Below are 23502 nucleotides of genomic sequence, written 5' to 3'. Positions count from 1 at the left end.
GCGGCGACCGGATCCGGTCGCCGCCCTCCGGCGTCGTACGAGGGGCGCCGCCTACGCGGTGAGCTTCGCCAGGGCCGCGTCGACGCGGGCCAGGGTCTTCTCCCTGCCCAGGATCTCCAGGGACTCGAAGAGCGGCAGGCCGACCGTGCGGCCGGTGACCGCGACGCGGACCGGGGCCTGGGCCTTGCCGAGCTTGAGGCCGTGGGCCTCGCCGGCGGCCAGGACGGCGTTCTTGAGGGACTCGGGGTCGCTCCAGTCGGCGGCGTCGAGCTTCTCGCGGGCGGTGGCGAGCAGGGCCGCGGGCTCGCCCTTCATCGCCTTGTCCCACGAGGCCTGGTCGAAGACCGGCTCGGGCAGGAAGAGGAAGTCGACGTTGGCCGTGATGTCCGAGAGGACGGTGACGCGGGTCTGGGCGTGCGGCGCGATGGCCTCCCAGGCGGCCCGGTCGAAGTCCTCGGGCGCCCAGTTGGCGTGCGGGGCCCGCAGCCAGGGCTCGCAGGCCTCGGCGAAGGCCTTCACGTCCAGCCTGCGGATGTGGTCGGCGTTGATCGACTCGGCCTTCTTGAGGTCGAAGCGCGCCGGGTTGGCGTTGACGTCGGCGATGTCGAACTTCTCGACCATCTCGGGGATGGTGAAGAGGTCCTGGTCGGCGGAGAAGGACCAGCCGAGGAGCGACAGGTAGTTGAGCAGGCCCTCGGGGAGGAAGCCGCGCTCCCGGTAGAGGTTGAGGGAGGCCTGCGGGTCGCGCTTGGAGAGCTTCTTGTTGCCCTCGCCCATCACGTACGGCAGGTGGCCGAAGGCGGGGATCTCCTTGGCGACGCCCAGCTCGATCAGCGCCTTGTAGAGCGCGATCTGGCGCGGGGTGGAGGAGAGCAGGTCCTCGCCGCGCAGGACGTGGGTGATCTCCATCAGGGCGTCGTCGATCGGGTTGACCAGGGTGTAGAGCGGGGCGCCGTTGGCCCGGAGGATGCCGTAGTCCGGCACGTTCTCCGGGGTGAAGGTGAGCTCGCCGCGGACCAGGTCGGTGAAGGTGATCGGTTCGTCGGGCATCCGGAAGCGGACGATCGGCGTGCGGCCCCCGGCCTCGTACGCGGCCTTCTGCTCGTCGGTGAGGTCGCGGCAGTGGCCGTCGTAGCCGGAGGGACGGCCGGCGGCGCGGGCGGCCTCGCGGCGCTCGTCGAGCTCCTCGGTGGTGCAGTAGCAGGGGTACGCGCGGCCGCCGGCGACCAGCTTGTCGGCGACGTCCTTGTAGATGTCCATCCGCTGCGACTGGCGGTACGGCGCGTGCGGGCCGCCGATCTCCGGGCCCTCGTCCCAGTCGAGGCCGAGCCAGCGCAGCGAGTCGAGCAGCTGCTGGTACGACTCCTCGGAGTCGCGCGCCGCGTCGGTGTCCTCGATGCGGAAGACCATGGTGCCCTGGTTGTGCCGGGCGAAGGCCCAGTTGAAGAGGGCGGTGCGGACCAGGCCCACGTGGGGGTTGCCGGTCGGCGAGGGACAGAAACGGACGCGGATGTTCGCGTTAGCCACGCTTGATCACCTTATTGGTGAGAGTGCCGATGCCTTCGATGGTGACGGCGACCTCGTCGCCGACGTTGAGGGGGCCGACCCCGGCCGGGGTGCCGGTGAGGATGACGTCGCCCGGGAGGAGCGTCATGGCCTCGGTGATGTGGACGACCAGGTCCTCGATGGAGCGGACCATGTCGCTCGTGCGCCCGAGCTGGCGCTGCTCGCCGTTGACCGTGGCCTGGACGGTCAGGTCGCCGGCCTGCGCGAGGCTCAGGCCGGTCTCGACCCAGGGGCCCAGCGGGCAGGAGGTGTCGAAGCCCTTGGCGCGGGCCCACTGCTTCTCGCGCTTCTGGACGTCGCGGGCGGTGACGTCGTTGGCGCAGGTGTAGCCGAAGATCACGTCCTGGACGCGCTCGCGGGGCACCTCGCGGCACATGCGGCCGATCACCACGGCCAGTTCGGCCTCGTGGTGCAGCTCGTCGGAGAAGGAGGGGTACTCGATGGCGTCGCCGGGGCCGATCACCGAGGTGGTGGGCTTGAAGAAGGCGATGGGGACGTCGGGGACCTCGTTGCCGAGCTCGGCGGCGTGCTCGGCGTAGTTGCGGCCGATGGCCACGACCTTGTTGGGGAGCACGGGGGGCAGGAGCCGCACCTTGCTCAGCGGGACCTTGGTGCCGCTGAGTTCGAAGTCGGTGTACGGGATGCCCTTGATGATGTCGAGGACGAGGCCGCCGGACGCGGCGGACTCGGCAGGTCCCTCGCCCTCGACGGCGCCGAAGGCCACGTTGCCGTCGATGGAGAATCTGGCGATGCGCACGAGTGCTGTCGCCCCTCACTTGTACTGGCTGGAGTCTGACGCTCCAGGCTAACGCGGCGAGGGGCCGCCGAACGGCGGGATACGGGCGTACGGGCCGGTGGGGGCGGGGTCCGGGGGCGCCGGTCCCCCGGGTCCGCCGGACAGGTCCTAGCGCGCGACCGTGGCGTACGGGGCGGGCTCGTACGGGGCCGGAGCCTGCATGAGGACGGTGCGGCGCGGGTTGGCCGTGCGGCCGGGCAGCTCGGCCGCGTACTCCGGCCGGGCGCCCCGGCCGAGCTGTGCGGCGTCCGCGAGGTGGACGAGGGTGGAGCGGCGGGGGTTGGCCGTGGTGCGGAGCGTCGTCTTGTTCATCGCGGCGATCAGACCTTGTTCCGGGACGGGCGCCCGTGCGGGCGCGTAAGGGGCGTAAAGCGTCAGGCTAAACATGGGATCCCCTTCGAATGCATGGCTGAGACATCGATCGGCGTGTGAGTTTGCTCACCAACCACGGTATATTCCAGGCATTACGGACAGCGACTCGTCGGCACGGAAAGGGACATTCCGCCATTGAATGTTCTATTCCGCTCCTGATCATGTCGACTGGGACACACGGGGATGCCGTGCCATTGGCACGGAAAAGTCCGAATCCTCCGTGATCATCTTGTACATGGGGTGACGTGCCGTGCACACGTTGTCATAGCCTTTCCGACGCGACACGCGGCCCTTGTTGGAGATCCGGCACTGTGCTGGAATTCCCGCACCGCCGCGGGTTTCAAGCCGGCGCGCAGGAGGCGCGACGCAGCGCCGGCCGAGTGGCGGGACGAAGGGGGAACTGCGCCGGTCACCGACGACCACCTGGGGTGCTCCACACACCCCGATCGACACCGACACCGTCCTCTCCGTTCACCCGGAAGGACGCCTGGTCCAGAGGTTGCGACGCTAGTGCAGGGACGTTTCAAGAGGGATGGCTCGGGGTCTCCCCAGGCCCGCCAGGGCCGAGCGGATGCTCCGGCGGAGCAGGAACCGCGTGCCGGGATCGACCGCGGTCCCTCGGCCTCGCACACCCCCAACCAGGGCCAGGGTCCGTCCGGCGAGGGCGGTGACGGCGCCCGTCGCGCGGGCGCCGCGGCCTCCTCCGCCGAGCCGTCCGCCGCTCCCGCGCCCAAGGCCGAGAACGAGGTCGGCCCCCGAATAGCGCTCCGCAACTGGCGCATCTCCACGCGCCTGGTCGCGCTCCTCACCCTCCCCGTGGTCGCCGCGACCGCCCTGGGCGGCATCCGCATCAGCGAGTCGCTCCAGGACATGGAGCAGCTCGACCACATGCAGCTGCTCACCAAGCTGACCCGTGAGGCCACCGACCTCGCCAAGGCCCTCCAGGCCGAGCGCGACCACTCCGCCGGCCCGCTGGCCAACGGCCGCCCGGTCAGCGACTACCAGGTCGCCAACCCGCGCCGGAAGACGGACCTGGAGCTCAAGGCCTTCCTCGCCGCCACCGAGGAGATCCCCACCTCCGAGGGCGACGAGTCGCTGCGCAGCATCCGCCAGAACGTCAGCCAGATCGCCTCGCAGGTCACCGAGCTGCACGCCATCCGGAGCAGCGCGTACAAGAAGGACGTCTCCAACTCGGTGACGGTCGAGGCGTACAGCCGTCTCATCCGCTCGCTCCTGAGCCTGTCCCAGGACATGGCGCAGGCGACCAGCAACCCCGAGATGATCAAGCGGACCCGCGCGCTCGCCGCGTTCTCGTCCGCCAAGGAGTACGCCTCCATCCAGCAGGCGATCATCGCGGCGGCGCTGCCCCCGAGCGACCGGACGCGCGGCAGGATCGAGCAGGGCGACCGGCTGTACGGCGAGGCCGCGCTCAACAGTGAGAACGTTGAGCTCAAGTCCTTCCAGGCGATCTACAAGTCGACCGGCGGCGACGCCGACGACCTGACGTCGACCCTGAACCGGGGCAACCCGTCGATCACCGCCGCCGACAAGTACGCCGAGCGCGTGCTGACCTCGGACAAGGCGATGGAGAACCCGACCACCAACCCGCGTGGTCACCTGAACTTCACCGACGAGTACGGCACCAAGATCGCCGCCATGGACCGCATCGAGAGCGTCCTGCTCGGCGACATGGAGTCCATGGCCCGTGAGCTGCGGCAGGAGTCGCAGCGCGAGGCCATCATCAACGGTGCGCTGATCCTGCTCGTCCTCGGCGTCTCGCTCGTCGGCGCCTTCGTCGTGGCGCGGTCCATGATCCGCTCGCTGCGCCGCCTCCAGGACACCGCGACCAAGGTCGCCCAGGAACGCCTGCCCGAGCTCGTCAAGCAGCTCTCCGAGTCCGACCCGCAGGACGTCGACACCTCCGTCGAGTCCGTCGGCGTGCACTCCCGGGACGAGATCGGCCAGGTGGCCGCGGCCTTCGACGACGTGCACCGCGAGGCCGTCCGCCTCGCCGCCGAGCAGGCCCTCCTCCGGGGCAACGTCAACGCGATGTTCACCAACCTCTCGCGCCGTTCCCAGGGCCTCATCCAGCGCCAGCTCTCGCTCATCTCCGAGCTGGAGTCCCGCGAGGCCGACCCGGACCAGCTCTCCTCGCTGTTCAAGCTCGACCACCTCGCGACCCGCATGCGCCGGAACGGCGAGAACCTCCTCGTCCTCGCCGGCGAGGAGCCCGGCCGCCGCTGGACCCGCCCGGTCCCGCTGGTCGACGTCCTGCGCGCCGCCGCCTCCGAGGTGGAGCAGTACGAGCGCATCGAGCTGGCCGCGGTCCCGGCGACCGAGGTCGCCGGCCGGGTCGTCAACGACCTCGTGCACCTCCTCGCCGAGCTCCTGGAGAACGCCACCTCGTTCTCCTCCCCGCAGACCAAGGTCCGGGTCACCGGCCACGCGCTGCCCGACGGCCGGGTGCTCGTCGAGATCCACGACACCGGCATCGGCCTCTCCCCCGAGGACCTCGCGGCGATCAACGAGCGGCTCGCCTCGCCGCCCACCGTGGACGTCTCGGTCTCCCGCCGCATGGGTCTGTTCGTGGTCGGCCGCCTGTCGCTGCGACACGGCATCCGCATCCAGCTGCGCCCCTCCGACTCGGGCGGCACCACCGCGCTCGTCATGCTCCCGGTCGACGTCGCCCAGGGCGGCAAGAAGCCCATGCCCAAGCAGGGTCCGGGCGGCCAGGGCGCGATGCCTCCGGGCGCCTCCGCCCCGGGCGGCCGGCTGCCCGGCGGACCCGGCGCGGTCGGCGGACGTCCGGGCCAGGGCGGCGCGCCGTCCTCGGCGGCCGGGCGCCTCGGCGCCGGCGCCAGTGCCGCGCGCGGCCAGGTCGGCGCGGGAAGCGGCCCCCGGGCCGCGCTGCCCGCCCGCGACGGGGCCCCGCTCGCCGGCGGCCCGCAGGGCACGCCGCAGTCCCGCGCGCCGCAGCCGCAGAACGCGCAGTCGGAGCAGACCGGCCGGCTGCCGCAGGTCCCCCAGAACCCGCAGGCGCCCCAGGTCCCCGAGGCCCCGCGCCCGGGTGGCGGCGGCCTCATCGGCGGCGCCGCGAGCGCCATCCCCTCCCGCACGGACGTGTGGGGCAACCAGGGCGCCCCGCAGGCCGGCCCCGGCGCGCAGCAGCAGGCGCCGCAGGGCGGGTACGACTTCCCGCGCGCCGAGCTGCCGGGCGGCAACCCGCAGCAGCAGCGTCCGCAGGCCGCGAGCTGGGGCAACGAGCAGGCCCAGCAGCAGCCGGTGCGCCGTCCGCAGCAGGAGATGTCCCCGCTGGACGCCCCGCGCGGTCACGAGGACCCGGAGACGACGGGCCGGTTCGCGGCCCCGCAGGGACCCGGCTCCACGGGCCAGTTCCCGCGCCCCGACTTCGGCGCCCCGCAGCAGGACCGGCAGCCGCAGGCCCCGCAGGGCTACCCGGGCGGTGCGCAGGACCCGGCGTCCACGGCGCAGTTCCCGCGCCCGGACTTCGGCGCCCCGCAGCAGGGCCCCGGCGCCACCGGCCAGTTCGCCCAGCCGGACTTCGGCGGCCGGCAGGCACCGCAGCAGCCCCAGGCCCCGCAGGGGTACCAGGGCGGCCAGCAGCAGTTCGGCCGGCAGCAGCCCTTCGCGCCGCAGCCGCAGGCCCCGCAGCCCCCGGCGCCGCGCCAGCGGACCGGCGGGAACGACTTCGGCGCCCCGCGTCCGGCCGAGCCGGGCCACCAGCAGCCGCAGCAGCAGCCGCAGCTCCAGCAGCCGCGCCGTCCGGAGGCCCTGCCGCCGGCGAGCGGCGCGGGCGACGGCCGCACGCCGCTGTACGACACGCTGGAGACCAACTGGTTCCACCAGGAGCAGGCGGCCCAGCAGTCCCCGCAGGCCCAGGACCCGGCGCGGACGACGCAGACCCCGGTCGTGCCGCACGCGTCCGCCCCGGCCCCCCACCAGGGCGGCGACCAGGGCGCCGACGGGCGCCAGAACGGCGGGGCCGCCTGGCGGACCTCGCCCAACGACGAGCTGGTGCGCCAGGCCGAGCGGGTCCGCAAGCCCGCGGCCGGCGGCGTCACCACCTCCGGCCTCCCCCGGCGCGTGCCGAAGGCCAACCTCGTACCCGGGACCGCGCAGGAGCAGGCCCACGCGGCCGGCCCCCAGGTCTCGCGTGCACCCGACGACGTCCGCGGCCGGCTCACCAATCTGCGCCGCGGCATTCAGCAGGGCCGTCAGGCCGGTAACTCGACCACGGGTAATCACCACCTCGGTCCGAACCATCAGCAGGAGCGTTAGTTGAACGCGATGAGCCAGGCGGCGCAGAATCTGAACTGGTTGATCACCAACTTCGTGGACAACACCCCCGGGGTGTCCCACACGGTGGTGGTCTCCGCCGACGGACTCCTGCTGGCGATGTCCGAAGGATTCCCCCGCGACCGTGCCGACCAGCTGGCGGCGGTCGCGTCCGGACTGACCTCGCTGACCGCGGGGGCGTCCCGGATCTTCGAGGGCGGTCCGGTCGCGCAGACCGTGGTGGAGATGGAGCGCGGCTTCCTCTTCCTCATGCAGGTCTCGGACGGCTCCTCGCTGGCCGTGCTCGCCCACCCCGAGTGCGACATCGGCCTCGTGGGCTACGAGATGACGCTGCTGGTCGACCGGGCCGGCAGCGTGCTCACCCCGGACCTCCGCGCGGAGCTCCAGGGCAGCCTGCTCCACTAGTGACGGGACCCCCACCCGGACCTCCCGCCCCCCGCACCGAATGACCGACAGGGCGGTACGCCCCTCCGTACCGCCCTGGAAACCGTTCACCGTCCGGCCGCCCCACCCGGCCCCCCACCGGCCCCATCAGACGGCAGAAGTTCTTGCTGTCACGCCCGGAGGATTCATGACCCCGCCCCCCGCCTCTCACGATCCGTACGGCTCCTCAGTCGACGAGTACGGGCACGAGGGCGACCAGCCGCTGGTGCGTCCGTACGCGATGACCGGCGGCCGGACCCGGCCGCGCTACCAGCTCGCCATCGAGGCGCTGGTCAGCACCACGGCCGACCCGGCGCACCTCGCCACGCTGCTCCCCGAGCACCAGCGGATCTGCCACCTGTGCCGTGAGGTCAAGTCGGTGGCCGAGGTGTCGGCCCTCCTGTCGATGCCGCTCGGCGTCGCCAGGATCCTCGTCGCCGACCTGGCGGAGGCCGGCATGGTGGCGATCCACCAGCCGGGCAACGGAGAGACCGGCGGCACGCCGGACGTGACTCTGCTCGAAAGGGTGCTCAGTGGACTTCGCAAGCTCTAGCGGCGGCGCGGCCCGTTCAACCACCAGCGCGAAGATCGTGGTGGCGGGTGGCTTCGGCGTGGGCAAGACCACGTTCGTCGGCGCGGTCTCGGAGATCAATCCGCTGCGTACCGAGGCCGTGATGACGTCCGCCTCGGCGGGCATCGACGACCTCACGCACACGGGTGGCAAGACGACGACGACCGTGGCCATGGACTTCGGCCGCATCACGCTCGACCAGGATCTGATCCTGTACCTGTTCGGCACGCCGGGCCAGGACCGCTTCTGGTTCATGTGGGACGACCTGGTGCGGGGTGCCATCGGCGCCGTCGTGCTCGTCGACACCCGCCGCCTCGCCGACTGCTTCCCCGCCGTCGACTACTTCGAGAACTCGGGCCTGCCGTTCGTCATCGCCCTCAACGGCTTCGACGGCAACCAGCCCTACCAGCCGGAAGAGGTCCGCGAGGCCCTCCAGATCGGCCCCGACACCCCCATCATCACCACCGACGCCCGCCACCGCGCCGACGCCAAGAGCGCGCTCATCACCCTCGTCGAGCACGCCCTCATGGCCCGGCTGAAGTAGGAGGACGGGCCGGGCCGTTGCCCCGCGCCGCCGCCCGGGGGCGGTCTGTGTCGTTCGACACGACCGTCCCCGTGTTCATAACGTTTCGACAGAGAATTGGGGCGCCTCGGACACCCGACGCATCCGATCGGTGTCACTGCGCTCACATGAGCCCCGCTTTTTGGCGGGGCTCGCTCTTTATGCCCGTTTTATTCGCGGTCCGGACCACTGAAAGTAGCGGTGTCCCACTGTTTGGAAGGGACCCCCTTCACGTGCTGCAATTCATGAACTCCCGAGTAGTACGGCCCTGAACGAAACACCGGCACAACGTAGGTGCCGACGCCGAGAGGTTGTTGGTCGAGTGAGGCGAAGCAAGGAAGGCTCCGCGGAGCAGGAGACGCGGGGCAACTTCACACCGCCGTCGCGCACTGCGGTGTCGCCCGCGGACGTGCCCGTGACCCCTCCGCCGCCCGTCCAGGCGTCCGAGGGAAGCTCCAGCAAGCTGTCGCCCCGCAACTGGCGGGTGCCCACCCGGCTGAACGCGATCCTCCTCATACCCGCGCTCGTCGGCCTCGTCATGGGCGGCTTCCAGGTCAAGGGGTCGATCGACACCTGGCAGGAGGCCCAGGACGCCGAGAAGACGGCGCTCATCGTGCGCGCCGCCTCGGAGTACAGCACCGCGCTGCTCAACGAGCGGGACCTCACCGCCGCCCCGCTCCTGGTCGTCAAGACCGAGGAGGACCGCAAGGCCGACGAGGTCGTCCGGGCGTACGCCGCGACCGACGCCGCCCGTCTGAAGTTCGACGAGGCCGTCAAGAACATGCCCTCGGGCCAGGGCCTGGAGCGCCGGCTGCGCCTGTTCAAGGACGAGGAGCCGAAGCTCGCGGCGCTCCGCAAGGACGCGTACGCCGGTCGCTACGACCCGGTGAACACCCAGCTCGCCTACACGGGCGTCCAGCACTACCTGAGCGAGTTCTCCAACGAGCTCGGCCTGGGCACCGGCAACGTCACCGCGTACGGCCGCAGCGTCTACGCCATTCAGCTCTCCAAGGGCGCCGAGTCCCTCCAGCGGTCCATCGGCACCCAGCTCCTCGTCCGGCCCAGCAGCCGGGAGGAGGTCTTCGCCCAGCAGTCCGTGGCGTTCAACTCGTACAACTACCTGGAGCAGATCGCCCTCGGCGAGTTCAGCTCCGGCGGCATGCCCGAGGACGTCGAGCTCCTCAAGAAGGTCATGGCCGGCAAGGCCGCCGAGGGCGCCAAGCAGATGCAGGCCGCCGACGTCGAGCCGCCCAAGGGCAAGGACGGCTCCGTCTACTCCGGCGTGGCCGCCGCGATCGGCACGGCCAAGAGCCCCGAGGGCATCAAGGCCCTGAAGGCCAGGGGAATCACCTCCGAGAGCTGGATGGCGATCGCCACCGCCAAGTTCGAGGGCTACAGCGAGGTCGAGAAGGCCCTCGTCGACAAGGCCGTGAACGAGGCCGTCAAGATCTCCGACGACGCCAAGTCCGACGCCTGGCTGAACGGCGCCATCGTCGTGATCGCGCTGCTGGCCGCCTTCGTCCTCGCCGGAATGATGGCCCGGCAGATGAGCCGCTCGATGCTGACCCTGCGGACCGCCGCCTTCGGCATCGCCGAGCAGCGCCTGCCGATGCTGGTCGACCAGCTGTCCCGCACCGAGCCGGGCCGGGTCGACACCCGCGTCCAGCCGATCCCGATCGACTCCCAGGACGAGATCGGCGAGGTCGCCCGCGCGTTCGACCAGGTCCACCGCGAGGCCGTCCGGCTCGCCGCCGAGCAGGCCATGCTCCGGGGCAACGTCAACGCGATCTTCACCAACCTCTCGCGCCGCAACCAGTCGCTGATCGAGGGCCAGCTGACCCTCATCACCGACCTGGAGAACAACGAGGCCGACCCGGACCAGCTGGAGAACCTCTTCAAGCTGGACCACCTGGCGACCCGCATGCGCCGCAACGGCGAGAACCTCCTCGTCCTCGCCGGCGAGGAGCCCGGCCGCCGCTGGGACCAGCCGGTCCCGCTGGTCGACGTCATGCGCGCCGCCTCCTCCGAGGTGGAGCAGTACGAGCGCATCGAGCTGGCGGGCGTCCCGGAGGCCGAGATCCACGGCCAGGCCGTGACCGACCTCGTGCACCTGCTCGCCGAGCTCCTGGAGAACGCCACCACGTTCTCCTCCCCGCAGACCAAGGTCCGCGTCACCGCGACCCGTCTCCCCGACGGCCGCGTGATGGTCGAGATCCACGACAAGGGCATCGGCCTCACCGCCGAGGACTTCGCGGACATCAACCACAAGCTGGCCAACCCGCCGACCGTGGACGCCGCCGTCTCGCAGCGCATGGGCCTCTTCGTGGTCGGCCGGCTCGCCGACCGGCACGGCATCCGGGTCCAGCTCCGTCCCTCGGGCGAGCAGGCCGGGACGACCTCGCTCGTCATGCTGCCGGACGCGATCACGCACGGCGGTGGCGGCGAGCAGCCGATCCAGGACGACTTCACCGTCTCCCAGATCATCCCGGAGCAGCAGCAGCCCCAGCAGCAGCAGAACGCCTTCGGGAGCGTCCCGGCGCAGCCGATGCTGACCGCGGCCGACCTCGGCTTCGACGACTCGCGCTACGAGCAGCAGCCGGAGGGGGAGCAGCAGAGCCTCGACCCGGTCGACCGCTCGCTGCGGCGCGAGGGGCGGCGGGCCGCCCTGGAGGACCGGGCCCAGAGCGGCGACCGCCCGCTCTTCCGCGACGAGGCGGAGCAGCCGCAGGAGTACGGCCAGGAGGCCGCCCCGGTCCAGGAGTACGCCCAGGGACAGCAGCAGGGCCAGGAGTACGCGACCGGGTACGCCCCCGCGCAGGAGTACGGGCAGCAGCCCCGGCAGCCCCAGGAGTACGGCCAGGAGTACGCGGCCGGCTATCCGCCGCAGGACGGCTACGCCGGGGGCTACGGGGGGCAGCAGCAGGGTTACGAGGCCTACCCGCAGCAGGGCTATGCGGAAGCCTCGTACGACACTCCCGTAACCGAACACCAGCAGTACGACAATGCGTTCGATCCCCAGTCCCACCAGGCGCAGTGGCCGGATCAGAACGCCTACCAGGGCGGTTACGCGCAGGAGTACCGCGCGGAACCGGAATCTGCTCAGGCCGCTCCCGAACAGGCCGCCGACCGCGTAGGCTTCGACCGTCCGGGTCCGACTCCGAACCCCGCCCCGGACGCCGGCCACGCGCTGACCGACGCCGGACTGCCGCGCCGCGGCAGCGTCGCCCCGCCGACGCAGCGGACGCCGCAGCCGGCCGCGCCCGCGCAGCCGGAACAGCAGCAGAGCGAAGCCGAAGGTTCCGAAGCATGGCGCTCGACCAACGACGAGCGCTGGCAGCGGGCCGGAAAGCTCAAGGACCCGAAGGCGGGCGGGGTCACCTCGTCCGGTCTCCCCCGACGCGTCCCGAAGGCCAACCTGGTCGAGGGAACGGCTGAGCAGACCCCGCAGGGCGGCCCCCAGGTCTCCCGCGCACCCGAGGACGTACGGGGCAGGTTGAGCAACCTGCGCCGGGGCGTTCAGCAGGGACGCAGCGCGGGAACGGACACGAACGGATCGGGCCTCGGCCCGGGCAGTACCTACAACCAGGAGCGTTAGTGTGAGCATGAGCCAGGCGGCGCAGAATCTGAACTGGTTGATCACCAACTTCGTGGACAACACCCCCGGGGTGTCCCACACGGTGGTGGTCTCCGCCGACGGACTCCTGCTGGCGATGTCCGAGGGCTTCCCCCGGGACCGCGCCGACCAGCTGGCGGCCGTCGCCTCCGGACTGACCTCGCTGACCGCGGGCGCGTCCCGGATCTTCGAGGGCGGTGCGGTCAACCAGACCGTGGTGGAGATGGAGCGCGGCTTCCTCTTCATCATGTCGATCTCGGACGGCTCCTCGCTGGCCGTGCTCGCCCACCCCGAGGCGGACATCGGCCTCGTGGGCTACGAGATGGCCCTGCTCGTGGACCGCGCGGGCACCGTCCTGACCCCCGACCTCCGGGCGGAACTCCAGGGCAGTCTTCTTAACTGACGGTTCTCAACCAACAGACGGACAGTGCGTTTCGCGCCACCGCCCCGTAAGGTGCGGTGGCGCGGCTCCAAGGGACATGGACCGCGAGGCAGTCGGAGGAGGAAACGTGGGAACACCCCCGGGCGCGAGCCCCTACAACGGTTACGACGCGCACCAGGCACCGCTGGGCGACACCGCGCAGAACCGGTTCAACTTTCCCTCCGCACCGAGCGGACAGGGCGCGTCGCAGCCCTACCGGCAGCCGCACGCCCCGGCGGCGCCCGCCGGCCCGTCCGCCTCGCGCGGCCCGTCCGCCCCGGGCGGTTCGGGCGGGCACAACCCGCTGGTGCGTCCGTACGCGATGACCGGCGGCCGGACCAGGCCGCGTTACCAGCTCGCCATCGAGGCGTTGGTCAGTACGACGGCCGATCCGTCCCGGTTGCAGGGGCAGTTGCCCGAGCACCAGCGGATCTGCCGGCTCTGCTTCGAGATCAAGTCGGTCGCCGAGATCTCGGCACTTCTCTCCATCCCCCTCGGCGTCGCCCGAATCCTCGTCGCCGACCTGGCCGAGGCCGGACTCGTCGCCATCCACCAGCCCGGCGGCGACGAGGCCGTCGGCGGTCAGCCAGACGTGACACTGCTCGAAAGGGTGCTCAGTGGACTTCGCAAGCTCTAGCGGCGGCGCGGCCCGTTCAACCACCAGCGCGAAGATCGTGGTGGCGGGTGGCTTCGGCGTGGGCAAGACCACGTTCGTCGGCGCGGTCTCGGAGATCAATCCGCTGCGTACCGAGGCCGTGATGACGTCCGCCTCGGCGGGCATCGACGACCTCACGCACACCGGCGACAAGACGACGACGACCGTCGCCATGGACTTCGGCCGCATCACGCTCGACCAGGACCTGATCCTGTACCTGTTCGGCACCCCCGGACAGGACCGCTTCTGGTTCATGTGGGACGACCTCGTCCGCGGCGCCATCGGCGCCGTCGTGCTCGTCGACACCCGCCGCCTCGCCGACTGCTTCCCCGCCGTCGACTACTTCGAGAACTCGGGCCTGCCGTTCGTCATCGCCCTCAACGGCTTCGACGGCAACCAGCCCTACCAGCCCGAGGAAGTCCGCGAGGCCCTCCAGATCGGCCCCGACACCCCCATCATCACCACCGACGCCCGCCACCGCGCCGACGCCAAGAGCGCGCTCATCACCCTCGTCGAGCACGCCCTCATGGCCCGGCTGCGGTAGCTGTCCCCAGGCGTTCCGTTCTCCCCCGCCCGGCCCGAAGGCCGCGCCCCCCGGAAGGGGGGCGCGGCCTTCGGCGGTGTACGAACGGCAGCGCGAAGGGCCGGAACCCGGTCTCCACCGGGTTCCGGCCCTTCGCCGTGCTCTCTGGTGCTCCGTGCCGGCTAGCGCCAGCTGTGCGGGGCGCGGAAGCCGTGCTCGCGCTCCAGACGGCGCCAGCCGGCCGCGCTGCGGCCCCGGTGGGCGCCGGCGCCGGCGGCGTCGGCGGACGGCTGGGCGGCGGCGCGGGCGAGGAGGACCGCGGTGATGGCGGCGAGCTCCTCGGGGTCGGCGTGACCCTTCTCGACGCGCAGGAGATGGGCGGGAGTGCTCATGGGAAGGGGCTCCTCTTACTGCGGCGGGTTGCCGTGCTTGCGGGAGGGCAGGTCGGCGTGCTTGGTGCGGAGCATCGCCAGGGACCGGACGAGGACCTGGCGGGTGTCGGCGGGGTCGATGACGTCGTCGACCAGGCCGCGCTCCGCGGCGTAGTAGGGGTGCATCAGCTCGGCCTTGTACTCCTTGACCATGCGGGTGCGCATGGCCTCGGGGTCCTCGGCCTCGGCGATCTGCTTGCGGAAGATCACGTTGGCGGCGCCTTCGGCGCCCATGACGGCGATCTCGTTGGTGGGCCAGGCGTACGTCAGGTCGGCGCCGATGGACTGGGAGTCCATCACGATGTACGCGCCGCCGTACGCCTTGCGCAGGATCAGGCTGATCCGGGGCACGGTCGCGTTGCAGTAGGCGTAGAGCAGCTTGGCGCCGTGCCGGATGATCCCACCGTGCTCCTGGTCCACCCCGGGAAGGAAGCCGGGGACGTCCAGAAGGGTGATGATCGGGATGTTGAAGGCGTCGCACATCTGCACGAACCGGGCCGCCTTCTCGGAGGCCTCGATGTCCAGGACGCCGGCCAGCGTCTGCGGCTGGTTGGCGACGATGCCGACGACCTGGCCGTCGAGGCGGGCGAGCGCGCAGATGATGTTGCGGGCCCAGCGCTCGTGGATCTCCAGGTAGTCGCCGTCGTCGACGAGCTCCTCGATGACCTTGTGCATGTCGTACGGGCGGTTGCCGTCGGCCGGGACCAGGTCGAGCAGGACGTCGGAGCGGCGGTCGGCCGGGTCCTCGGAGGGGACGGCCGGGGGGTTCTCCCGGTTGTTCTGCGGGAGCATCGACAGGAGGTAGCGGACCTCCGCGATGCAGGTCTCCTCGTCGTCGTACGCGAAGTGCGCCACGCCGCTGGTGCCGGCGTGGACGTCGGCGCCGCCGAGGCCGTTCTGGGTGATCTCCTCGCCGGTGACCGCCTTGACGACGTCCGGGCCGGTGATGAACATCTGCGAGGTCTCGCGGACCATGAAGACGAAGTCGGTCAGGGCGGGGCTGTAGGCCGCGCCGCCGGCGCACGGGCCGAGCATCACGCTGATCTGCGGGATGACGCCGCTCGCGCGGGTGTTGCGCTGGAAGATGCCGCCGTAGCCGGCGAGGGCGGAGACGCCCTCCTGGATGCGGGCGCCGGCGCCGTCGTTGAGGGAGACCAGCGGGGCGCCGGCCGCGATGGCCATGTCCATGATCTTGTGGATCTTGGTGGCGTGGGCCTCGCCGAGGGCGCCGCCGAAGATCCGGAAGTCGTGGGCGTAGACGAAGACCGTGCGGCCGTCGACCGTGCCCCAGCCGGTGATGACGCCGTCGGTGTACGGCTTCTTCGCCTCCAGGCCGAAGCCCTGGGCGCGGTGCCGGCGGAGCTGCTCGACCTCGTTGAAGGAACCAGGGTCGAGCAGCAGCTCGATGCGCTCGCGGGCGGTCAGCTTGCCCTTCGCGTGCTGCGCCTCCGTCGCCCGCTCGCTCGGGCCGCTCAGGGCCCGCTCGCGCAGGACGTGCAGCTCGGCCACTCGGCCACGGGCGTCGGCGGGCTCGCTCGGGATCTGGTCCACAACGGTCATGTACCGACCCTACGAAGTCGGACAAGAAAAACTTGCCGTCGACTCCGTACAGTCTCGCGTGTCGATTCCTGGCGGGGCCGGACAGAATCGTGTCCCGTACGTCCCGAGTCAACAGCCGGACACCCCTTGTGTTTGTAGGGGTTCGACATAGACCTCGGTGAGGAACACGCGTCCGCGGGCGGCACCCATCGTACCGGGGTGCCGCCCGCGTTCTTCGCTTCCCTACAACGCCCTCCTCTCCAGGAGGGCGTTCCAGGGGTTCAGCCGCCGCAGTGGAAGCGGGCGCCGCCCCAGTCCGCGTGGTCGTTGCCGTTGCCGTCGCCGCCGTCGTCGACCACCAGGTCGACGTAGGCCGCGCCGGTGACGTCGGCGGTGAGGGGACGGGCGGGGTCCGTGGACGTGAGGACGGGGGACTTCGCCCTCTCCGTGCCGTCCACGAGGACGGCGAACCGGACGCTGCCCCGGCCGACCTGGCTGTCGTCCACCCCGACCTCGGCGGTGAAGGAGGCGCACCGGCCGCCGAGGTAGTAGCGGACGGTGGCGGGGGCGTGGGTGCCCAGGCCCTTGGCGTACGCGACTCCCCCGATCCTCAGCGGGGAGCCGTCCCCGGCGCCGGTCCCGCCGTTGGAGAGGTCGCGCTCGACGGGCCCCCAGCCGCTGGTCGCCGAGGTCCAGTCGTGGTCGCTCGCCCAGGTGTCGGCGGTGGGCGGCGGGGGCAGGGTGCGGACGGTGGCGGCGGCGGTCAGCCTCCGCTCGCCACCGCCGACGGTGTACGTGAGGGAGGCGTTCAGCGGGTACGACCGGTGGGCGGCGTCCACCGGCGGGGTGACCTGCCAGGTGGCGGTGGTCTTTCCGCCGGGCGCGACCGTGCCGAGGTCGACGGGCGCGGCCGGTGCGGCGGTCCAGCCGTCCGGCAGGACGAGGACGGCCCGCGCGCCGGTGGCACCTTCGGCCTCGTCGTTGCCGAAGGTGACGGTGACCCGGTTCGGGCGGCCGGGCTCCAGGGTCTCGGGCGCGGCGACGGCGAGGGTGCCGCAGGCGGCGCGCTCGGAGGCCGGGCCGAGGTCGGTCACGGTGAAGCCGTCGAGGACGAAGTCGGCGCCGTCGGGGGCGTCGGCGCGCTTGCGCAGCCCGGTCCAGGTGTCGCCGCAGCCGGCCGTGACGGTCTCGGTGAAGTGCCCGGTGGTCCGCTGCTGCCCGATCGGGGTGCGGCGGGTCTCGACGGCCGCTCCGGTGCCGCTCGTGCGGTCGTAGCCGGTGACCCACTCGTACGCGCCCGCGTGGCTGGACTGGTAGTCGTACTCCACGCGGTACCGGTGGCCGTCCTCCATCGGGACGGTCCAGGGCGCGGTCCGGTAGACGAGGCCGCTGTTCTCGTCGTGCGACTTGAGCGACTCGGCGCCGCCGATGACGTCGTCGACGAGCTTTCCGTTCCAGCCTGCCTGCGTGTAGGGGGCGTGGAGCTGGGCGATGTGGGTGCGCGGGTCGTTCGTGCCGCCGGAGTCGCCCTTGAGGAAGGGGCCCCAGCCCTGGTCGACGGCCTCGAAGTCCTCGTACGCCGTGGTCCCGGCCCTGGTGGCGGGGGCGTCGGCGACGATCCGGACGTCGTCGATCCGGACGGCGGCGGCGCTGCCGCCCGCGGCCTCGATCCTCAGGGGGGCGGCGCCGCGCGGCGCGGTGAAGGTGACCTTGGCGCGCTGGAGGCGGGTGCCGTTCCAGTCGGAGGCGGCGATCCGGTTCTGGAGCGGGGAGCGCTCGACGGTGACGGACGCGCCGCCGACGGAGAGGGTGGTGGGGCGGGTCTTCCCGGGTTCGACCTCGATGAGGGCGGAGGCGGTGTACCGCTCGCCGGGGGTGAGGCCGGTGATCCGCTGGCCGACCGAGGCGGCGGCGGTGCCGGTGAGCTTCGCGCTGTTGCGGCCCCGCTCGTCGGTGTCACGGGCGACGGTGCCGGTCTTCGTCCAGCCGGCGAGCTCGGCGTCGTTGAAGCCGGGGTCCTTCACCGGGGTGCCCCGGCCCCACTGCGGGTCGGCCTGGGCGGGGGCCTTGTCGGGGTGGAGGACGTAGGCCCGTCCGGCGGTGGCCGTCAGGGTGATCCTCCCGTTCACGGGCCGTACGGTGGCGGTCTTCGCGCGCCCGTTGTCGGTGAGCTCGTACACGGTGTACGAGCGGGCTCCGGCCGGGACCTGCCAACCGGTCGTGCCACCGGCCTTGTTGTAGTGGTAGAGCTTCCTGCCGCCGTCCCAGGGGAGCAGGTAGCTCTCGCCGTCGAGGACCTTGCGGCCGTTCTCGTAGAAGGTGCGGCGGCCGTCCTCGACGGTGCCGCGGACGCCGCCGGTGAAGGTGATGTCGTCACCGTTCCAGCGGGTGATCGTCTGCCGCTGGAGGTACTTGGCGGGCAGGTTCCGCTGCCAGACGTTGGCGGTGAAGGCGTTCCAGTCGGTCTCGCCGGTCCAGCCCTCGAAGTCGACGAGGGCGGTCTGGCCGAGGACCGGGTGGTCGTTCCAGACGTCCTTCTCGCCGTTGCGGATGAAGCGGATGATCTGCGAGTTGAGGCCCTTGTTGGTGGCGCCGCCGTAGTCGAGGTCGTTGGCCCAGTGGGACCAGAGGGAGGAGCGCTCGAACTTGTCGGCCCACTCGGTGGCGACGTTCCAGCCCTGCGCCCGGACGGCCCGCATCGTCTCGTCGGCGATCCAGCCGTGCGTGTAGTAGACGTCGATGTAGAGCGCGGAGAGGTTGGGGTCGGTCTCGTCGCGGAGCTGCTGGAAGCGGCGGGCGAGGTCGCCGCTGTTGAGGTCCCGGCGCTGGTCGATGTAGTAGCTCTGGTTGAGCCAGTTCCAGCCGGGCTTCGTCTTGTCCACGAGGGTCTCGCTGAAGTTCTTCGCCTCGGGGTACGACTCGGTGGCGTTCACGTGGACGCCGAAGCCGGCGTTCCACTTCCTGCCCTCCTTGAGGAGGGTGTTGAGGTCGGCGAGGCCGCCGGCGCGCTTGTTGTAGTTGCCGCCGTAGTCGGGGTGGGCGGAGTCGTGGCCCTCGGAGCCGTACCCCTTGAGCAGCGCGAACTGGCCGAGTCCGTCGGTGGCGAGCGAGATCCGCTTGACGTCGTCGAGGGTGCGCAGGAAGGGGTGGGTGGCCTGGGAGGCGAAGTTGAACGGGATGTGGGCGACGACCCGGCCGGGGGTCTGCTCGCTGCCGGGGGCCTTGATCCCGATCGCGCGGAAGGCGACGGCGCCGTCCTGCCAGTCGACGGTGCCGTCGGCGTTGGCGTCGGGGGTGACGACGACCTTCGCCCAGGGCAGGTCGTCGCCGTTCTCGGGCTCCGGGGCGCCCTCGCCGCGGTGGGTCCACTGGCCGGACCAGACGCCGACGCGGGTCTCGGCGCCGTTCTTGCGGGCCTGGTGCCAGAAGCGGGCGCCGTCGCGGGCGGAGGCGCCGGAGGGCTTGTCGTAGCTGGAGTTGGACTCGACGGCGGCGGCGAGACGGCCGGTGCCGACGATCGCGTAGGTGGCGCCGACGGGGTTCGCGTCGGCCGGGGTGGCGTCGGTGACCCGCGCGAAGACGTCGGCGGTGCGGGTGGAGTCCGGGTCGAGGCGGGTGAAGGCGGTCGAGGCGCCGCCGGTGTCCGAGGAGCCGACGGAGACCAGGTCGTGACCGGGTATGTCGATCGTCCCGACCCGGAAGTCCCCGGTGTCGCGGACGGCGGTGATCCGGAAGGTGGTGGTCCGGCCCTCGACGCCGAGCCGCGCGTCGATCTCGACGCCGGGCAGGTCGGGGAAGACGAGGGTGTACGCGGCGGAGGCGGGCTCCAGGACGGGGTCGCCCTTGGTCCGGACGGTGCGGGCGGTGCCGTTGAGGACCACCTGGGTGACCGGGGCCGTGCTGCCGAGGATCCGGTCCCCGCTCGCGCGGTCGGTGTACGAGAGGACGCGGGGGAAGTCCCGGGCGACGGCGACGGAGAGCTGCCGGGAGGAGAGGACGGCGTCCGCGGCGGCGGTGTCCGTGACGGCGTCCGCGGCGGTCCCGGCGAGCGGGCCCCGGGCATCGGCGGGTCCGGCCAGGGCGAAGACGGCGGAGGAGGCGACGGCGAGCGCGCAGGCCGCACGGATCCTGCGGCCTCGTGGCGAGTGAGGGAGGGGCATGCGCACCAGTTGGCCCCGGCCCGGCGGCACCGTCAACGAGATCGCGCCGCGCGGGCCCCTCCAGTCCAAGAACCCCCTTCGGTTAGTCCAAGTGGCCGGGGAGGGGGTTCGCGGGCTTCCTTCCGGGCGGCCGACGGGGTCGGCGGCCGTCGCGGTTGCGGGTCGGGTCGGGTCGGCTCGTGGCGGTCGAGCCAAAGCGGGCCGGGGCGGGGCGGGGCCGCGGAAGGTCACGGTCCAGGAACATCCCCCATGGATGTTGAATGTTGAACGGAATGGGGTTACAGTCGTTCTCGTTGAAGGTTCAACCAATCCCGAGCAAGGAGCAGTCATGGGTCTCTTCGGCCGCAAGAACACCGAGTCCGCCACCGCCGTCGCCACCCTCCCGGTGGACCCGGCCCTGGCCGCCCTGACCGGCGACTACGCCATCGACCCCGCCCACAGCAGCATCGGCTTCACCGTCCGCCACGCCATGGTCACCAACGTCCGCGGCGGCTTCGCCGAGCACGAGGGCACGCTCACGCTGGACGGGACGGACCCCGGCGCCTCCACTGCCTCGATCGACGTGAAGATCGCCTCCGTCGACACCGGCATCGCCGACCGCGACGCCCACCTGCGCGGCGCCGACTTCTTCGACGCCGAGCGGTTCCCGCTGATGTCCTTCCGCTCCACCCGGGCCGAGCAGCTCGGCGGCGACAAGTACCGGATCACCGGCGACCTGACCATCAAGGACGTCACCCGCCCGCTCTCCATCGACCTGGAGTTCAACGGCACCGCGACGGACGTCTACGGCAACGAGCGCGTCGGCTTCGAGGGCTCCGCCGAGATCCTGCGCTCCGAGTGGGGCCTGACCTGGAACGCGGCCCTGGAGACCGGTGGCGTCATGGTCAGCGACAAGGTCAAGCTGACCTTCGACATCTCGGCGATCAAGAACGCCGCCTGATCCCCTTCCCGGCCGTACGGCCCCACGAGCGCGCCCGCTCGTCCGCCTCCCCCGGCGGACGGCGGGCGCTCGGCGTTTCCGGGCCCGGGCCGGGGATCCGGTCGGGGTCCGGGACCGGGTGGGACTCCGGGCCCGGGTCGGGACTCCGCGGGCGTCAGGCCGTCTTCGCCGCCGCCTCCACCACCGCCGGGACCAGCCGGTCGTTCTCCGGCGCGCCCGGACCGCCCATGAAGGCGAAGCGGCGGCGGGCGTAGCTGTAGGCGAGGCCGGTGGCCGGGTCGGCGAAGGCCTGGGAGCCGGGGGCGCCGCTGTGGCCGACGGCTCCGGCGCTCAGCGCCGGGTAGCGGGTGCCGAGCGGGACGAAGCCGAGGCCGAAGGCGTTCCGCGAGCCCGTGACGAGGTCGGTGCCCTCGGAGTGGATCCGGGCGAACTCGGCGAGGGTGCCGGGGGCGAGGAGCGGGGGCCGGCCGTCCAGCTCGCCCGCGATCGCCGCGTACATCCGGGACAGGCCGCGGGCCGAACCGACGCCGCCGCCGGAGAGCGGCGCCCGGACGTGCACCGCACGGCTGTTGCCGTACTCGACCATGTCCAGCGGCGGATCGGTGCGGAAGCCGAAGGCGACGGCCGCCAGGCTGTCGGGCGCGAACGGGTTCGCGGCGAGGAACGCCTCCTCCTCGGGGGTGTGGACCGCGGGCAGGGCCGGGCGGAAGCGGGTTTCGAGCTCCTCGGGCAGGCCCAGGTAGTAGTCGAGGGCGTACGGCGCGCGGACCCGCTCCTCGAACAGCTCCTGGACCGTGCGGCCGGTGGCCCGCAGGACCACCTCGCCGACCAGGGCGCCGATGACCAGGCCGTGGTAGCCGTGGCCGGTGCCCGGCTCCCAGAAGGGGCGCTGGCCCGCGAGGCGGGCGGCGGCCCTGCGGTCGTCGGCCAGCTCCTCCGGCGAGAGGCCGTCGTCCGTGCCGATCACCCCGGCACGGTGCGAGAGCAGCTGGCGCAGGGTGGTCTCCCCCTTGCCCTCGGCGGCGAACTCGGGCCACCAGGAGGCGACCGTGCGGTCGAGGTCCAGGACGCCGTCCTGCACGAGGAGGGCGGAGACCAGGGCCATGGCGCCCTTGGAGGAGGAGTAGAGGGCGAGCAGGGAGTCCCCGTCGACGCCGTCGCCGCCCCAGAGGTCGACGACGAGGCGGCCCCGGTGGTGGACGGCGAGCTGCGCGCCGCCGTCCCGCGCCTCGTTCGCGGCGATCTCCGCGAACACCTCCCGCACCGGCTCGAAACCGGGCTCCACCGTGCCGTGGACGTGGACGTCGTTCATCGCGTCTCCTCACCCTGCGCGCCGCCGCCGCGACAGTGTTCGCGGGTCGTACCGGTCGTCGACGACGACGTTAACCGCGCCCACTGACAACGGAGTCGGGGAAGCCGGGGCCGGGGCCGGAACCGCGGGCCGGGGCGTTGTCAGTGGCGGCCGTTAGCGTCGGCGGCATGGAATTCCGTATCGACGGCGCCGTATTGACCGACGCCGTGGCCTGGGCCGCGCGCGTCCTGCCGGCCCGCTCACCGATGCCCGTCCTCGGGGGTCTGCTCCTGGAGGCGACGGGGGACGGGCTGCGCGTCTCGGGACTCGACCACGAGGCCTCGGCGCGGATCGAGGTGGAGGCCGAGACGGTCGTGGCGGGCCGGGCGCTGGTCCTGGGCCGGCGGCTGCTCGACATCTGCAGGGTGCTGCCCCGGGGCCGCACCGAGCTCGCCGTGGAGGGCGCCCGCCTCTCGGTCACCTCGGGCGGCGCCCGGTTCGGCCTCTCCCTGCTCCCCCTGGAGGACCACCCGGCGCCGCCGCCGCTGCCCGAGGTGCTCGGCCAGGTCGACGGGGACGCCTTCGCGGCGGCGGTCGGCCAGGTGGCGGTGGCGGCGGGCCGGGACGACTCGCCGCCCGTCCTCACCGGGATACGGCTCTCCCTGGACGGGCCGGTGATGACCCTGGCCGCCACCGACCGCTACCGGTACGCGGTCCGCGCCCTGGAGTGGAGGCCCGGGGCCGGCGCGGACGCGGTGGACGCCGACGTGGTCGTCCCGGCCCGGCGCCTCACGGAGATCGCCCGCTCCCTCGCCGGCGCGGGTCCGGCCCGGCTCGCGCTCGACTCCGGCTCCCTGGGCTTCGAGAGCGGCGGCATGCGCACCACCACCCGGCTGCTCGACGGCCGCCTCCCCCGCCACGACAAGCTCTTCGACCTCGGCGCGCACGCCCTCGCGGTCACCGACCGGGCGCCGCTGACCGAGGCCGTGAAGCGGGTCGCGGTCGTCGCGGAGGGCGACAGCCCGGTCCGGCTGGCCTTCTCCGGCGAGGGCCTGCACCTGCGGGCGGGGTACGAGGACGACGTGGCGTCCCAGCGGCTGCCGGCCTCCCTCGCCGGGGCGGACTCCCTGGCGGTCGCCTTCCACCCCGGCTACCTCCTGGACGCCCTGACGTCCCTGGACGGCCCGGAGGTCCGCTTCCACCTCCTGGGCCCCGGGCAGCGCGCCCTGCTCGCGGACGGTCCCGACCCGGTCCACCGCCATCTGCTGATGTCGGTGAAACCGCTGGTGTGAGACCGGGGCCGGGTGCGCGTCCCGGGGGGT

Annotated in this window: 17 protein-coding genes; 10 read left to right on the top strand and 7 right to left on the bottom strand. The window is 72.3% G+C overall.

The annotated features are described in order from the left end of the window. Window positions 1–51: 51 nt before the first annotated feature. The 3 genes from gltX to ACIQKA_RS14990 all read right to left on the bottom strand — a co-directional run bounded on the left by gltX (window position 52) and on the right by ACIQKA_RS14990 (window position 2674). Entirely contained in the window at window positions 52–1527 is a 1476-nt protein-coding gene (gene gltX / locus ACIQKA_RS15000; protein WP_402541171.1) for a glutamate--tRNA ligase, read from the bottom strand. Next, the gene (locus tag ACIQKA_RS14995; protein ID WP_383153402.1) at window positions 1520–2323 is read right to left on the bottom strand and encodes a fumarylacetoacetate hydrolase family protein; all 804 of its coding nucleotides are present in this window, start codon (window positions 2321–2323) and stop codon (window positions 1520–1522) included. The genes gltX and ACIQKA_RS14995 overlap by 8 nt, the downstream gene beginning before the upstream one ends. A 147-nt stretch (window positions 2324–2470) precedes the next feature. Then, complete coding sequence (locus ACIQKA_RS14990; protein WP_383153404.1) at window positions 2471–2674, bottom strand: hypothetical protein; 204 nt, start codon at window positions 2672–2674, stop codon at window positions 2471–2473. A 570-nt stretch (window positions 2675–3244) separates the two neighbouring features. Between ACIQKA_RS14990 and ACIQKA_RS14985 the strand changes: the two genes are divergently transcribed. From ACIQKA_RS14985 to ACIQKA_RS14950, 8 genes are all read left to right on the top strand, one after another. Then, window positions 3245–7033: a nitrate- and nitrite sensing domain-containing protein gene (locus ACIQKA_RS14985; protein WP_402541168.1), complete on the top strand. Its 3789-nt coding sequence runs from the start codon at window positions 3245–3247 to the stop codon at window positions 7031–7033. A 9-nt stretch (window positions 7034–7042) separates the two neighbouring features. Continuing rightward, the gene (locus tag ACIQKA_RS14980) at window positions 7043–7456 is read left to right on the top strand and encodes a roadblock/LC7 domain-containing protein (RefSeq protein ID WP_053644606.1); all 414 of its coding nucleotides are present in this window, start codon (window positions 7043–7045) and stop codon (window positions 7454–7456) included. A 166-nt stretch (window positions 7457–7622) separates the two neighbouring features. Then, window positions 7623–8027 (top strand): DUF742 domain-containing protein, encoded by a 405-nt coding sequence (locus tag ACIQKA_RS14975; RefSeq protein WP_121834079.1) that lies wholly within the window; start codon window positions 7623–7625, stop codon window positions 8025–8027. Then, entirely contained in the window at window positions 8008–8589 is a 582-nt protein-coding gene (locus tag ACIQKA_RS14970) for an ATP/GTP-binding protein (protein WP_116158662.1), read from the top strand. The genes ACIQKA_RS14975 and ACIQKA_RS14970 overlap by 20 nt, the downstream gene beginning before the upstream one ends. A 340-nt stretch (window positions 8590–8929) precedes the next feature. Then, window positions 8930–12202 (top strand): nitrate- and nitrite sensing domain-containing protein, encoded by a 3273-nt coding sequence (locus ACIQKA_RS14965; protein ID WP_402541165.1) that lies wholly within the window; start codon window positions 8930–8932, stop codon window positions 12200–12202. A 7-nt stretch (window positions 12203–12209) separates the two neighbouring features. Next, window positions 12210–12623, top strand: a complete 414-nt coding sequence (locus tag ACIQKA_RS14960) for a roadblock/LC7 domain-containing protein (RefSeq protein WP_026057603.1) — start codon at window positions 12210–12212, stop codon at window positions 12621–12623. Between the two features lie 106 nt (window positions 12624–12729). After that, window positions 12730–13278: a DUF742 domain-containing protein gene (locus tag ACIQKA_RS14955; RefSeq protein WP_402541163.1), complete on the top strand. Its 549-nt coding sequence runs from the start codon at window positions 12730–12732 to the stop codon at window positions 13276–13278. After that, the gene (locus ACIQKA_RS14950; RefSeq protein WP_015036414.1) at window positions 13259–13840 is read left to right on the top strand and encodes an ATP/GTP-binding protein; all 582 of its coding nucleotides are present in this window, start codon (window positions 13259–13261) and stop codon (window positions 13838–13840) included. The genes ACIQKA_RS14955 and ACIQKA_RS14950 overlap by 20 nt, the downstream gene beginning before the upstream one ends. A gap of 161 nt (window positions 13841–14001) precedes the next feature. Here ACIQKA_RS14950 and ACIQKA_RS14945 read toward each other — a convergent pair whose 3' ends face one another. The 3 genes from ACIQKA_RS14945 to ACIQKA_RS14935 all read right to left on the bottom strand — a co-directional run bounded on the left by ACIQKA_RS14945 (window position 14002) and on the right by ACIQKA_RS14935 (window position 19949). After that, a complete protein-coding gene (locus ACIQKA_RS14945) occupies window positions 14002–14211 on the bottom strand; it encodes an acyl-CoA carboxylase subunit epsilon (RefSeq protein ID WP_390107276.1) in 210 nt (69 codons plus the stop codon). 15 nt (window positions 14212–14226) lie between these two features. After that, entirely contained in the window at window positions 14227–15810 is a 1584-nt protein-coding gene (locus ACIQKA_RS14940) for an acyl-CoA carboxylase subunit beta (protein ID WP_383153420.1), read from the bottom strand. Between the two features lie 260 nt (window positions 15811–16070). Beyond that, window positions 16071–19949: an endo-alpha-N-acetylgalactosaminidase family protein gene (locus ACIQKA_RS14935; RefSeq protein WP_402541161.1), complete on the bottom strand. Its 3879-nt coding sequence runs from the start codon at window positions 19947–19949 to the stop codon at window positions 16071–16073. Between the two features lie 328 nt (window positions 19950–20277). Here ACIQKA_RS14935 and ACIQKA_RS14930 point away from each other — a divergent pair, with 328 nt between their 5' ends. Beyond that, window positions 20278–20889 carry a YceI family protein gene (locus ACIQKA_RS14930; RefSeq protein ID WP_383153425.1) on the top strand — a complete coding sequence of 204 codons (612 nt, stop codon included), beginning with the start codon at window positions 20278–20280 and terminating at the stop codon, window positions 20887–20889. A 154-nt stretch (window positions 20890–21043) separates the two neighbouring features. Here ACIQKA_RS14930 and ACIQKA_RS14925 read toward each other — a convergent pair whose 3' ends face one another. Continuing rightward, window positions 21044–22201, bottom strand: coding sequence for a serine hydrolase domain-containing protein (locus ACIQKA_RS14925; protein ID WP_383444778.1), 1158 nt, complete (start codon window positions 22199–22201; stop codon window positions 21044–21046). Between the two features lie 167 nt (window positions 22202–22368). On the opposite strand from ACIQKA_RS14925, the gene dnaN reads away from it, so the two are divergent. Next, a complete protein-coding gene (dnaN, locus tag ACIQKA_RS14920; RefSeq protein ID WP_402541158.1) occupies window positions 22369–23472 on the top strand; it encodes a DNA polymerase III subunit beta in 1104 nt (367 codons plus the stop codon). Window positions 23473–23502 lie beyond the last annotated feature (30 nt).

Source organism: Streptomyces sp. NPDC092045 (assembly GCF_044756005.1).
Lineage (GTDB): Bacteria > Actinomycetota > Actinomycetes > Streptomycetales > Streptomycetaceae > Streptomyces.
Note: the sequence above shows the minus strand (reverse complement) of the source record. Positions and strands in the feature narration are given on the sequence as shown.

Coding starts and splice junctions, on each gene's coding strand:
- ACIQKA_RS14990 (WP_383153404.1), bottom strand. CDS start 2,674: ATGAACAAGACGACGCTCCGCACCACGGCCAACCCCCGCCGCTCCACC.
- ACIQKA_RS14980 (WP_053644606.1), top strand. CDS start 7,043: ATGAGCCAGGCGGCGCAGAATCTGAACTGGTTGATCACCAACTTCGTG.
- ACIQKA_RS14975 (WP_121834079.1), top strand. CDS start 7,623: ATGACCCCGCCCCCCGCCTCTCACGATCCGTACGGCTCCTCAGTCGAC.
- ACIQKA_RS14960 (WP_026057603.1), top strand. CDS start 12,210: ATGAGCCAGGCGGCGCAGAATCTGAACTGGTTGATCACCAACTTCGTG.
- ACIQKA_RS14945 (WP_390107276.1), bottom strand. CDS start 14,211: ATGAGCACTCCCGCCCATCTCCTGCGCGTCGAGAAGGGTCACGCCGAC.
- ACIQKA_RS14940 (WP_383153420.1), bottom strand. CDS start 15,810: ATGACCGTTGTGGACCAGATCCCGAGCGAGCCCGCCGACGCCCGTGGC.
- ACIQKA_RS14935 (WP_402541161.1), bottom strand. CDS start 19,949: ATGCCCCTCCCTCACTCGCCACGAGGCCGCAGGATCCGTGCGGCCTGC.
- ACIQKA_RS14930 (WP_383153425.1), top strand. CDS start 20,278: ATGGGTCTCTTCGGCCGCAAGAACACCGAGTCCGCCACCGCCGTCGCC.
- ACIQKA_RS14925 (WP_383444778.1), bottom strand. CDS start 22,201: ATGAACGACGTCCACGTCCACGGCACGGTGGAGCCCGGTTTCGAGCCG.
- dnaN (WP_402541158.1), top strand. CDS start 22,369: ATGGAATTCCGTATCGACGGCGCCGTATTGACCGACGCCGTGGCCTGG.